The following is an 11,717-nucleotide window of genomic DNA, read 5'->3' as shown; positions in this document are numbered from 1 at the left end:
ACCCCGCCGGCACACCAACCGGCGGGGTTCAGCCTTGCCCCCAAAACGTCCTCACCGACGATGACGCCGCCATCCTCACCTGACGCGGCGGTCAACACGCCACCACATCGTGCAGATGCGGGCAAAGAGTGGCAAGTACCGCTGGGTGTCGATCTGGGGGGAGCCCGTGGTCGACGAGTCCGGGGTGCTCACCCGCACGGTGGGCGGGATCCAGGACATCCACGACCTGGTCACCGCCCGGGCCCGGCTGCGAGCCACGTTGGACACGGAGTTCGACCCGCACGTGGTGTTCGAGGCGGTACGCGACGAGACCGGCCAGATCGTGGACTTCACCTATGTCGACGCGAACCGGGCGGCGTGCGCCTACAACGCTATGCCCTACGACGAGTTGGTCGGAAGCCAGCTGCTCGAGCTCCTTCCAGGTCACCGGGACAGCGCGCTCCTAGACATGTACCGAACGGTCGTCGAGACCGGCGAACCGATGCGGGTCGACGGCGTCGAGTACGAGAACGAGTTCATGCGAGGCGAGGTCCGGCACTACGACATCCAGGCAGAAAAGCTCGACGACGGCCTGTCGTACACCTGGCGCGACGTGACCGACCGTATTGCCACGGCGCAGGCCCTCGCGCGGTCCGAGGAGATCCATCGGCTGCTCACCCAGAACCTCTCCGATGTCGTGGTGCACCTGCGAGACGGGATCGTCGCGTGGGTCAGCCCGTCGTTGACAGCCACGCTCGGCTGGGATCCCGAGGACTGGCTGAGCCATCGAGTCATCGACTACGTCGACCCGGACGGGCTCGGCGATGTGGAGGAGTCCCGCGCCGCTCTCTACCGCGGCGAGATTGAGCTGTTCCGTGTGCGGGTCCGGGCTAAGGACGGTCGTTTCCACTGGGTCCAGGTGCATTCCAAGCCGTACATCAAAGACGGTGCGCCGGACGGGATCGTCGCCTCGTTCCGAAACATCGACGCTGAGGTTGCCGCCGAGGACGACCTCGAGGTGCGGGCCCGATCCGACGAGCTCACCGGCTTGTTGAATCGTCGCGAGGTGCTCGAGCGTGTGGCTGCACTGACCAGGCACCCACGCCGCTCCGGCGAGGAGGCCGCAGTGCTGTTCGGGGACATCGACGGATTCAAGACGATCAACGACGAGTTCGGGCACTCCGCCGGCGACGACGTGCTCCAGGCCGTCGCCACCCGGATCAACTCGTGTCTGCGCACCGGAGACGTCGCCGCCCGGATCGGCGGGGACGAGATCCTCATCCTGCTCGACGGCGTCCACGAGCTCGCCAACGCGGTGGACGTCGCCGACAACATCCGCCGCGCCGTCGCGCAGCCCATCCAGACCGACGACCAGACCGTCAGCGCCACCCTGAGTATCGGGGTGACCCTCGCTGTTCCGGGTGAAGACGTCGACGAGATGATCGCCCGCGCCGACCGAGCCATGTATGAGGCAAAACAGGCTGGCGGCGACCGCGTGGTCCCGAGGATGCCGACGCCGGCGTGAGCGCCGGGCGATGCTTTTTCGCCGACCCGTGCCCGGCGTCGGTTTCTCGGCCCGCTCCGCAGGTCGTCGGGCACGCCACCGGGGATCGTGCTTCGGAAGGGAGAGATTCGGGCAGCGTTCTCACCGACAGCACCCTCTGGACGCGTCACGCCTGGAGCGCGCCACTTGAATGGCGCGAAGTGCTGACCCGTAGGGGGTCGCCAGCGAGCTGGGTGGCCTTATGCGGCGGTTGTAGTCTCTCCGCGGTAGGTAGGGATGTGGGTCAAGACGCACTCATGCGCCTACTGCAGGCCGGACGGATCGGGATGAGAGGCTGGCGCCGGCGTTCAGTGGGCGACTGCCCCAACCTCAGCCACGAGTAGTGCGCCCTTGATGAGTGCGATGCCCGCGGTCGTGGTCCAGGTGAAGAGCTTCCTGATGATGGCCGTGATGGCCACGCCGACGGCGGCCCAGATGCCGTGCAGGTGGTGAGCGCCGAGGGCGAGCTCGCCCGTCGTCTGGGTACGGGTGACGCGGTGGTCATCGGCCTGGGGTCGATGATCGGCGCCGGGGTCTTCGCCGCGTTCGCGCCCGCCGCGCAGGCCGCTGGTGCGGGGCTGCTCCTCGGGCTGGCGGTGGCGGCGGTCGTGGCGTATGCGAACGCGACGGCGTCGGCTCAACTGGCCGCCCAGTACCCGACCTCGGGCGGGACCTAAGCCTCGGGATGCAACCCCGCGGGGTGTGACCCGGGAACTACAATCAGGGATTCGTCTCACGCCGGGCTTTCACGCGCCTGGCTCGCTGTCCTTTCACGCGCAATTGCGTGAGTCGAATGACTCCGACGATCGCGACAACAGCAGCGCCCCCAACGGCCGCGATCAGCAGCGCTGTTCCGAGCGGGACCGATCCGGTGAGGCCGAAGTACTGCACCTCAACAACGGTTTGGTTCTGCAGAATCAACACGATAAGCAGCACCAGCAAAACGAGCGCGACCGCGGTCGCGAACCACGCAGCGGCCGCGCGAGTAGTTGACGGTCGACTCGGTGGGGCATCCGTGTCATCCGGATCTGGTGGCGACGGAATCAAAGGACCACTCGGTCGGGATTTCGACGGGTCTGAAGTCATGGACTGCCTCCGACCCCTGGACTCGTGAACCCTTCAACGGTACTGCTCAACCTGCAAAGTGGCATGAATGTCGGCGGCGCCTCCGTAGCGCATGCCCTGGGAAGCAGCGTCGCAGGGTTCAGGGCTGCGGGCATACGACTCGGGAACCCACGACCGGGGCAGCACGCCGTGATGACGGTGCGCGGCCGACACCCTCGACTGCTCGCCAATCCCCCATCTCGCAGGTCCGTCTGCGGGTCGCGCGGCGGCCAGCGGGTGGGTGTTTCCCAACCATCTCGCGCGGAAGGGAGCAGACTGCGAAGAGGGGTCAGACTGCCCCCTCGGAGCAGGGACCAAGGGGCGTGGACCGGTCTCAGAAGGGCAGGGGGGTGAGTGCGACATGACCTGGCAGTGGTCCTCGGGCGGCCTGCTCACGCTGGTCGCGGCGGGCGTGTTCGCTGTGCTGGCGACTCTGGTCTGGCGGCGACGTGTGGGCACCGCCACCCTTTGGCTCGCGCTCGTCCTGCTCGCCACCGGGTTCTGGAGCCTGGCTTACACCCTGGAGCTGGTCTCTCCGACGGCACCGGTTCGGCACCTGTGGGGAGACCTGAAGTACGTCGGCATCTGCGCGCTGCCCCCCGCCTGGGTCGCCTTCGTGGTGGTGTACACCGGTGCCGACACCTGGCTGCGGCGCCGTATCCTGCCGTTGCTCGCGGTGGAGCCGCTGCTCGTGCTCGCTCTGCTCTCCAACGCTCGCACCCATGACCTGATCCGGTACTACCCCGGCGGCCCGACTTCCGACCTCTCGGCCGGCGGAGCTCTGTTCTGGCCGCACAGCATCTACACCTACCTCCTCCTGTGGGGTGCGACAGCTTTTCTCGTGTACCGCCTGGTCCGGATCTCGCCGATGTACCGCCGGGTGTCCCTCGCGCTCGTCCTCAGCTTCGCCCTGCCCTTCGTTCTCAACGTGCTCTTCAACGCAGGGATCGCACCCTTCGACATGGTCGATCTGACCCCGTTCGCATTCCTGCTATCGGGCCTCGTCCTGGTTTGGGGCGTGCTCCGGTACGGGCTCGTCCGGCTACAGCCCGTCGGGCGCAGCGGGGTGTTCATGGCGATCCGTGATCTTGTCATCACGCTCGACCCCTTGGATCACGTCATCGATGCGAACCCGGCGGCAGCAACTGCCTTCGGTGTGCCGGCCGAGAAGCTGATCGGGCGCAGGCTCGATTCGCTGATCCCTGGCGCGGGGCGACCGGCGACCTCAGACGCGGCCGGTGCAGGTGATCGATCGCCGCGGCAGCAGGTGCTGATCGACGACCGTCGGTACGAACTCGAGACCTTCCCGCTGCTAGACCGCCACCTCCGGTCTCTCGGCGCGCTGGTCATGGCCCATGACATCACCAGCAGGCTGCTGGCGGAAGAGGCTCTGGCGCGGTCCACAGCCTAGTTCATCGCGGCGTTCGACTACTCCCCGGCGGGGATGGCGCTGATCGGCCCGGACCGGAGGATCCTCAATGCCAACCGGGCATTGAGCGAGATCAGCGGGCACCCCGTCGGCGACATGGTGGACATGACTTTCGAGGATCTCCTCGATGTCCGGGACGCGCCAGGTGAGGCCAAACGGATGACCGAGACTCTTGCGGGCCGTCTGGACGAGTACCAGTGCGAGCTGAGGATCGTGCGGGCTGACGGCGCGCGGCGGTGGGTCTCGGTCGGCGCGGCGCGGATCGGCGCTATGGGCAGCTCCAACCAGGCCGTCCTGCACGTGGAAGACATCACCGACCGCAAGGGTTACGAGACTAGGTTGGTGTACCTCGCCAACCACGATCCTCTGACCGGGCTCGCGAACCGTCGACGGTTCCGCGAGGACCTCGAGCGCTACCTCACTTTGGCCAACCGCGCCCGGGTGGGCGGGGCCCTCATCCTGCTCGATCTAGACGGATTCAAGGACATCAACGACAGCCTTGGGCACCCCGTCGGGGACGCGCTCCTGTCCGCCACTGCCGATGCACTCCGCGGCCGTGTCCGCGAGGCCGACTTGATCGCACGGGTCGGTGGGGACGAGTTCGCGGTTCTGCTCTGGGCCGTCGACCTCACCAGCGCGACCCTCCTGGCCCAGCAAGTCCTCGAGACCGTGCGGAACGCGGAAGTCGACCACGACGGCCGGCTGGTCAGCACCACGGCGAGCGCTGGCCTGGTCATGCTCGACGGCGTCGGTACCGTCACGGCCGACGAGGTCATCTCCAACGCCGACCTCGCAATGTACGAGGCGAAGGAGAACGGTCGCGATCGACTGGTGGTGTACGAGCCCGCCGGCCCGGCCGCGGCGCGATCGCGCGCGCGGTTCCACTGGACCGAGCAGATCCGTCGCGCGCTCGACGAGGACCAGTTCACCCTTCTCACCCAGCCCATCCTCGACCTGGCCTCGGGGCAGGTCACGGGCTGCGAGCTGTTGCTGCGGATGCGCCAGGGCGACGCTCTGATCGAGCCTGAGGAGTTCTTGGAGGTCGCTGACCGCCACGGCCTCGCGGTAGCGATCGACCGGCACGTCGTGCGGATCGGCACCGACCTCGCCGCCCGCTATCGGCAGCCACCGGGGTTCCGCTGGGAGATCAATATCTCGGCGGCGTCCCTGGGAGACCCGACGCTGCTCGAGGTCATAAAGGCTGAACTCGCGGCGAAGGACCTCCCGCCCCGGTCGCTCGTCTTCGAGATCACGGAGACGGCGGCCATCACAAACGTGACCCGTGCACGGGAGTTCGCGAGGCGAATCTCGGAGCTCGGGTGCGGGTTCGCCCTGGACGACTTCGGTGCCGGATATGGCTCGTTCTTCTACCTCAAGCACCTCCCCTGCGACTACCTCAAGATCGACAGCGAGTTCATTCGCGACCTGAAGACCAACCAGACCAACCAGACCATCGTCCAGGCGATAGTCTCCGCGGCCCGTGGACTGCGGAAGCAGACAATTGCGGAGTACGTCACGGACCTGAGCACTTTGAACCTGGTGCGGGCATACGGCGTCGACCATGCCCAGGGGTACTACATAGGACGCCCGACCGATCCCGACACGAGTTTCCCGATGCAGTTCACGCGCAGCGAGCGTTGACGCCGTCAGCATCGCTGACCACCCGCCCTGCACGACTTCCGGCGAAGCCGATCTGGTCCCCGGTTTCGTGGTAAACGATGTGGTCGCGTATCCGGGCCTGGTGGCCTCGCGAAGGTGAATACGCCACGGGTGATCGCGCCGGTTGTTTCGAAGATGTCCGCGCGCGGCGCGCATCGTCTCGGCTCGTTGGGGGAACACCAAGCCGAACATGCCCGCCGGCGCGATCCGCTCGCGAGGCGTTCCTAGGCAACGGTGCATTCCTGCGGCCGCAACAAGCGCACCTGGACGCCTCCGCCTCAGCCCACCCGTGCGCAGCGTGGTCGCCATCGAACGGCTCGGCGCGGCGCCATCCACACCGACACCCTGTTCAACACCGTCGGGCCAGGCCTAGGGATCGTGCACTGCCCCTCATTCACCCCAGCGAGCCTGCGCTAACTGGACGCGCACCACGACCTCGTCGACATCGACGAAACACAGCCACGCCACCTGCGAACGAGCACTTCGTCGTCAGTCACCTTGACGGACGACCGAGCCGCGCGCAGTGCGGCCAGCAAGGGGACGAGCGTCCAGGCGATCCCACCGAGCGACCACACTCCACCCTCAGGCGCTACACCGAACAAGACGCTGGAGAACGCGACAACGACGATCCAGCAGAGCGCGAGGTAACCCGGTTCCGCACCCGGCGCCTTCGACTACTCATGGCTGCATTCTCCTGGCAGATGCGGCAACGACACAGGGAACCGCGCCAGCCAGATAGCTGTCGCTCTGCGGTGTTTAGCAGGCGTTGATCACGACGCGTCGACTGCTTCGGTGGCGCAACTGGGGTGTTCTCGACCGATGCGGGCGAGGTCGTCCTGGCCGGACGCCGGTGATGTCGTCACCACGTCTTGGTTGGTTCGGCTGAGCTCGGTTGAACCTGCTGCCGAGGGCCTTTTAGAGCGACCACCTCGCGTGCGCGCGGCGGCAGGTGCGTCGGGAGGTCGAACCAGGTGTGCACGTCGTCGTCAAGCAACCGCACCAGCGATGTGATCTGGTTTCCGTCGGGGTGTGCGGTAACGACGAGCAGGCCGCGTGCTCTGCCAGCCAGATAGCAGCCAAATGCGGCGTGGCCGCCCGCGCAGACCGGCACCAGCTCATACGGGACCTGCCCGCGGCCCGCAGCGCTAGCGCTCAGGAACGCTCCGATCGCGGCGTGCCCGTCGTAGCGGTGGGGTGCGGGCGGCATCGCGAGCCACGCGGTGTCGGTGAGCAGCGTGAGGATGGCCGCGACGTCATCCCGGCAGAACGCATCAGCGAGTTGTCGGGCCACGACGAGTTCCTTCTGCGCAGATGCGCTTGGCGGGCCGGCAGGCATACCGGCGCGCGCCCGCTGGAGCAAGCCCTTGACCGCGGTTGGGTTCACGTCGAGCATCGACGCGACCTCGCCAACGCCGAAGCCCAGGACGTCGCACAGCACCAGTGCGGCGGTCGGGCGGGGAGGCAGAGTCTGCAACGCGGTGACGAATGCCAGCTCGATCCCGTCCCGGGCGACCGCCAACGCTGCCGGGTCGTCGCCGGGCAGGAGGTGCTCGGCGTACGGCTGGATCCAGGTGACCCGCTCTCGAGTGGTCGGGCTCGGCGGATCGAACGGCGCGACCGGGGCAAGGGGAGGTCGACGGGCCCCGTCACGAATGGCGTTGAGGCAACGCGAGGTGGCAATTCGGTAGAGCCAGGTACGCACCGACGACCTGCCCTCGAACTTCGGCAGCGCGCCCCACGCCGCGATCAGAGTCTCCTGTAGGGCGTCGTCGGCGGCGTGCATGGATCCCAGGATCCGGTAGCAGTGCACACGCAGCTCACGCTCGTACGGCACGACGAGCTCGGCGAACGCTCTGTCCTTGCCGTCGCTGGCCGCCTGCAGTGGGGTCGGTTCTGGTTCACTCACGCGCGCCATGATCGCAGCGTTCCGATCCGACGGCCTGTGGTGTCTGTTCTATCGACCCCCCAACGATCGAGAGGACACAACGATCATGACCGCCGCACTGGAGACCGCTCTCGCTTACCACCGCGCCTGGACCTCGGGAGACCCCGAGCTCGCATGGCGGCTGCTCGCCGACGGCGTCGAGTGTCTTGCTCCGACGGGACGACTGGTCGGGGTCGAGGCGGTGAAGGGTTTCATGGGACCGTTCGCCACAAACGTGACCACCTCCGAGCTCCTCTCCGCTTACGGCGACGAGCACGAAGCGCTGCTGATGTACGACACCGGAAATCCCGCCGTCGCCAGCGCTCCGGCCGCCGAGCTGTACACAGTGCGCGACGGGCGAATCGTCGCTATCCGGATCATTTTCGACCGCCTGCCATTCGCACTCGCCCGGGGCGAGGTGCAAACGGTGAACCGCTGACTTGTACGACACAGCGAGACGCCGGAACTCGCCGTCGCTGCTATGCGGCGAGCTGATCACGACTTACTTGGCGCTATCCCCTGTTGGTGAACGAGTGCGCCACGGAGGAGTCGGGGCACTGGACCGATCTCGCCCACTGCCGTAAAGTATCCGAGTAGATACGTAGGGAGTGATCATGAGCACGGGAGAGCTGCTAGCGCGAGCGCGCCGCGATGCTGGTCTTTCGCAAGACGAGCTCGCCCACCGCGCCAGCACGTCACGCCCGACCGTCTCGGCCTACGAGCACGACCGAAAGTCCCCGACCCTGGACACCGCCGTCCGGCTCCTGGCCGCCACCGGCCACGTCCTCGAGGCGACGCGTCAGATCGAGTTCACCGAGCACCCCCTCCCCCGCGGCCGCACCGCCTGTGTGCCGGACCGGCTCCCGCGACTCACCGTGTCGCAAGCCATGTGCACCGTGCACCTGCCCCTGCACCTCAACTGGTCGGACCCCGGTCGGGCCTTCAACCTGGCTGACCGCGCCGACCGGGCGCGCGTCTACGAGATCGTGCTGCGCGAGGGCAAAGCCGCGGACATCAGCACCTATGTCGACGGGGCCCTGCTCGTCGATCTCTGGGACGAGCTCGTCCTACCGCGCGCCCTTCGAGCAGCGTGGGAGTCTGTGATCGCAGCGGCACTATCGGAGACTCGCTCGTGAACCGCCCGACACCACCCGACGGCGACAGCGACAGCGCGCTGACTGCGTTTCAGATTCAGGTGGCACGGTTGTTCTTCGCCCTACCGGCCTCGCACGGGTTCCTCCTCGCCGGCGGCGCCGCGCTGCTCGCACAGCACCTGACCACGCGCCCCACCCAGGACCTGGACTTCTTCACCCGAAGCGGAGCCGGCAACGTGCCCGCAGCCGCAGACGCCCTCGAGGACGCCGCCACCGAGCGGGGCTGGACGGTCGAGCGCCACACCGGCACTGACACCTTCTGCCGCCTCGTCATCCACGGTCCAGAAGACCTCCTGGTCGACCTCGCCGTCGACGCAGCACCCGGACGCCCGCCGACCGCCAGCTTCATCGGACCCACGTTCGCCCCCGACGAGCTCGCCGGCCGCAAACTCATCGCTCTCTTCGACCGGGCAGCAGCACGCGACTTCGCCGACGTCTACGTCCTGGCACTGCGCTACACCAAACAGCAGTTGCTCGACGAGGCCGCTGCGCTCGACGCGGGCTTCGACCCGCATGTCCTGGCCCAGATGATGGCCGCGCTCGACCGCTTCCGCGACAGCGACATCGCCGTCGCGCCCGACCAGATCGCGCCCCTGCGCCAGTTCTTCCACGACTGGCGCCACGAACTCTAGTGGTCACTCTTGGCCGGTTTGAGACCATCGAATCGACGATCGCGGCTGGCTGTACCCGACCGCTCACGTTCAGAATCTGCTTCGAATGGATCGTCATGCACCGCTCATGCATGAATGGTGCGTTCCGATTCCCTCAAGCACTTGGCCGTCGTGTAGCAACGGGTGTAGCAACCCGGCCGAATCCGCCGACAATCGGCACCGGTCGCGGGTGGTCGAGCAGCGGCCTGGACTGCACAAAATGGTCGCTGACGGTTCCTGGCGGACCCCTTGCTGAATCCTGACACGGAAGAGGTCACTGGTTCGATCCCAGTATCGCCCACCACGTTTTCGCAGGTCAGAGGCCATTTCGGAGAGATCCGGGGTGGCCCTTCTTGTGTCCGTACCCCAACGCCGTCGGTCACCGGCCGGCGGCGAACGCGGGCGAACAGCCAATCTGGCCGACAGGGGCTCGCGTCGTTCGCGATGCCGAGTATTCGCGCGGACGGCAGCGAACGTCTGCGGACTGCTGCGGACGCGGGACTGCCGAACTGTTCCAGGTCGCTGACCTCTTCCGAGCAAAACGACACGGAAGAGATCATGAACACGCTCGACTCCGTCGCGTGTGTCGGGGTTGAGAACAGATCCGAAGACGACTGCCCAGGAGGATGAGGCGCTACGCCGCGCCCTCCCCCAACACTCGGTCCAAGATGCGAAGGGACCCGAGGTTGAAACCGTCCCGGATGCGCGATGGGATGCCTCGTAGAACCGCAGACCGAACTCGCCCGCGACTAACGACCGTGCACGCACGTCGACTGCGGCGTCTTCGATGATCCATGGCGCCCGGCGCCAGAGAGGACACCACCGGTCTGGGCGACGGGTCGGCCTCGTACGATTGTCCGGTGCCTCCTCGCTCACCGCTCCCGGCACGCCACGGCCTCGCCGCCGCCTGGCTCCGCACCCCCGACCGCGATCGACTGAGCCCGACCGTGTGGCCGACGATGGGCGCGTGGCTGCGGCACCGCCTGCCGGAGCACGTCGATGTGCCGGGGATGCTGGCGCAGGAGCGCTTCGTCGAGGAGAGCGGGCGCGCCGTGCGCGACGCGGACCCCTATGGGCCGTACCGGTTCGTGTGGTTCCATCGCGACCTGCGCGACGAGCCGGAGGTGCCGGGTCGGATTCACGTGGTGTACCGGGACGAGCGCCTCGTCGTCGTCGACAAGCCGCCGTTCCTCGCAACGATCCCGCGCGGCGGGCACGTGATGCAGAGCGTCGTCGTCCGGCTGCGCGCGGAGCTCGACCTGCCGGAGCTGTCGCCGCTGCACCGCCTCGACCGGATCACGTCCGGCCTGCTGATGCTGGCCACCGAGAGCCGCTGGAGGGGCCCCTACCAGACGGCGTTCGAGCGCCGCGCAGTCGAGAAGACCTACCGGGCGGTCGCGCCGCTGCGCGCCGACCTGGTACTGCCCGCCGTCGTCCGCAACCACATCCGCAAGGTGCCCGGCACGTGGCGCGCCCAGGTCGTGCCCGGGGCGCTCGTCAACGCCGAGACGCGCGTCGAGCTGGAGCGTCAGGTGGACGGCGCCGGGGTCTACCGCCTGACACCCCGCACGGGCCGGACCCACCAGCTGCGCCTCCACCTGCTGGGGCTCGGCATCCCCATCGTCGACGACCCGTTGTACCCCGTCCTGCAGGACGTCCCGGTCGACGACTTCCGCCGACCCCTCCAGCTCCTCGCGGCCGAGGTCGCGTTCACGGACCCCGTCGACGGGCAGCCCCGACGGTTCCGCAGCGTCCGCTCGTTGCCGCTCACCGCGGAGGGATGAGCCGGGAGATCCCGGACGAGCGACCGGTGCGGCATCGGTGAGTTGACCGTGCCCGGAGCGGGAGCTGTCAGCGCCTTGCCTCGGACGTGGACAGCACCCGGCCCAGTCCGTCGAGAATGACGTCCATGGCCAGTAGGACCATCCGATGGAGGTGAGGGTCGTCGGCGGCAGGAACCGCGGACAGCGCGCGCCGGCGGGGCCGAGCACCTTCCTGGGTGACGACCCAGGACTCAACACGGGGAGATCTGCCTCGGCGTTGAAGGTGTCGATCGCGTCCAGAACTGAGTCGACGAAAGACCCGCGGCCTGGACCCCGCTTGGTTCCCAACCGGTTCCTAGATGAGCACGTCGCCGTCGGTGATCGGGGCTGTCAGTAGAGTCGCCGCCGCGGCGAGTTGCTCTGCCTGTTCAGCGCCGGCCGTCTGAGCCTCGATTTCCAGGCGCAGTGCCCCGACATCCGGAGCGAGGTCCTCCATCACCTGACAAAGCCGA

The 11,717-nt window shown here is 67.6% G+C and carries 10 protein-coding genes and 1 pseudogene; 8 read left to right on the top strand and 3 right to left on the bottom strand.

The window, feature by feature from the left end:
* The first annotated feature begins 115 nt into the window (after positions 1 to 115).
* On the top strand, positions 116 to 1,504 hold the full coding sequence (locus VTA80_RS19885; RefSeq protein ID WP_407342802.1) for a diguanylate cyclase domain-containing protein: 1,389 nt from the start codon (positions 116 to 118) through the stop codon (positions 1,502 to 1,504).
* A 467-nt stretch (positions 1,505 to 1,971) separates the two neighbouring features.
* A pseudogene (locus VTA80_RS19880) lies at positions 1,972 to 2,196 on the top strand (amino acid permease); the annotation flags it as partial.
* Positions 2,197 to 2,242: 46 nt separating this feature from the next.
* On the opposite strand, the gene VTA80_RS19875 reads toward VTA80_RS19880, so the two are convergent.
* On the bottom strand, positions 2,243 to 2,458 hold the full coding sequence (locus VTA80_RS19875) for a lipopolysaccharide assembly protein LapA domain-containing protein (protein WP_407342801.1): 216 nt from the start codon (positions 2,456 to 2,458) through the stop codon (positions 2,243 to 2,245).
* Between the two features lie 529 nt (positions 2,459 to 2,987).
* Here VTA80_RS19875 and VTA80_RS19870 point away from each other — a divergent pair.
* Both VTA80_RS19870 and VTA80_RS19865 read left to right on the top strand, forming a co-directional pair.
* Entirely contained in the window at positions 2,988 to 4,037 is a 1,050-nt protein-coding gene (locus VTA80_RS19870; RefSeq protein WP_407342800.1) for a histidine kinase N-terminal 7TM domain-containing protein, read from the top strand.
* A gap of 3 nt (positions 4,038 to 4,040) precedes the next feature.
* Positions 4,041 to 5,696 (top strand): putative bifunctional diguanylate cyclase/phosphodiesterase, encoded by a 1,656-nt coding sequence (locus tag VTA80_RS19865; protein ID WP_407345822.1) that lies wholly within the window; start codon positions 4,041 to 4,043, stop codon positions 5,694 to 5,696.
* Between the two features lie 877 nt (positions 5,697 to 6,573).
* Here VTA80_RS19865 and VTA80_RS19860 read toward each other — a convergent pair.
* Positions 6,574 to 7,620 (bottom strand): RNA polymerase subunit sigma-70, encoded by a 1,047-nt coding sequence (locus tag VTA80_RS19860; RefSeq protein WP_407342799.1) that lies wholly within the window; start codon positions 7,618 to 7,620, stop codon positions 6,574 to 6,576.
* An 85-nt stretch (positions 7,621 to 7,705) separates the two neighbouring features.
* Between VTA80_RS19860 and VTA80_RS19855 the strand changes: the two genes are divergently transcribed.
* The 4 genes from VTA80_RS19855 to VTA80_RS19840 all read left to right on the top strand — a co-directional run bounded on the left by VTA80_RS19855 (position 7,706) and on the right by VTA80_RS19840 (position 11,226).
* Positions 7,706 to 8,077, top strand: coding sequence for a nuclear transport factor 2 family protein (locus VTA80_RS19855; RefSeq protein ID WP_407342798.1), 372 nt, complete (start codon positions 7,706 to 7,708; stop codon positions 8,075 to 8,077).
* A gap of 175 nt (positions 8,078 to 8,252) precedes the next feature.
* Positions 8,253 to 8,774, top strand: coding sequence for a helix-turn-helix domain-containing protein (locus tag VTA80_RS19850; RefSeq protein WP_407342797.1), 522 nt, complete (start codon positions 8,253 to 8,255; stop codon positions 8,772 to 8,774).
* A complete protein-coding gene (locus VTA80_RS19845; protein ID WP_407342796.1) occupies positions 8,771 to 9,424 on the top strand; it encodes a nucleotidyl transferase AbiEii/AbiGii toxin family protein in 654 nt (217 codons plus the stop codon). Before VTA80_RS19850 ends, VTA80_RS19845 begins: the two co-directional genes overlap by 4 nt.
* Before the next feature lie 878 nt (positions 9,425 to 10,302).
* On the top strand, positions 10,303 to 11,226 hold the full coding sequence (locus VTA80_RS19840) for a pseudouridine synthase (protein WP_407342795.1): 924 nt from the start codon (positions 10,303 to 10,305) through the stop codon (positions 11,224 to 11,226).
* 334 nt (positions 11,227 to 11,560) lie between these two features.
* Here the strand turns inward: VTA80_RS19840 and VTA80_RS19835 are convergent, their stop codons facing one another.
* A complete protein-coding gene (locus VTA80_RS19835) occupies positions 11,561 to 11,704 on the bottom strand; it encodes a hypothetical protein (protein ID WP_407342794.1) in 144 nt (47 codons plus the stop codon).
* Between the last annotated feature and the right edge of the window lie 13 nt (positions 11,705 to 11,717).

Source organism: Pengzhenrongella phosphoraccumulans (genome assembly GCF_045689905.1).
In the GTDB taxonomy this organism is placed as follows: domain Bacteria; phylum Actinomycetota; class Actinomycetes; order Actinomycetales; family Cellulomonadaceae; genus Pengzhenrongella; species Pengzhenrongella phosphoraccumulans.
This window is presented reverse-complemented; position numbering and strand designations above follow the sequence as displayed.

Excerpts from the sequence above, each read along its gene's own strand:
- VTA80_RS19885 (WP_407342802.1), top strand. The coding sequence starts at position 116 with ATGCGGGCAAAGAGTGGCAAGTACCGCTGGGTGTCGATCTGGGGGGAG.
- VTA80_RS19870 (WP_407342800.1), top strand. The coding sequence starts at position 2,988 with ATGACCTGGCAGTGGTCCTCGGGCGGCCTGCTCACGCTGGTCGCGGCG.
- VTA80_RS19855 (WP_407342798.1), top strand. The coding sequence starts at position 7,706 with ATGACCGCCGCACTGGAGACCGCTCTCGCTTACCACCGCGCCTGGACC.
- VTA80_RS19850 (WP_407342797.1), top strand. The coding sequence starts at position 8,253 with ATGAGCACGGGAGAGCTGCTAGCGCGAGCGCGCCGCGATGCTGGTCTT.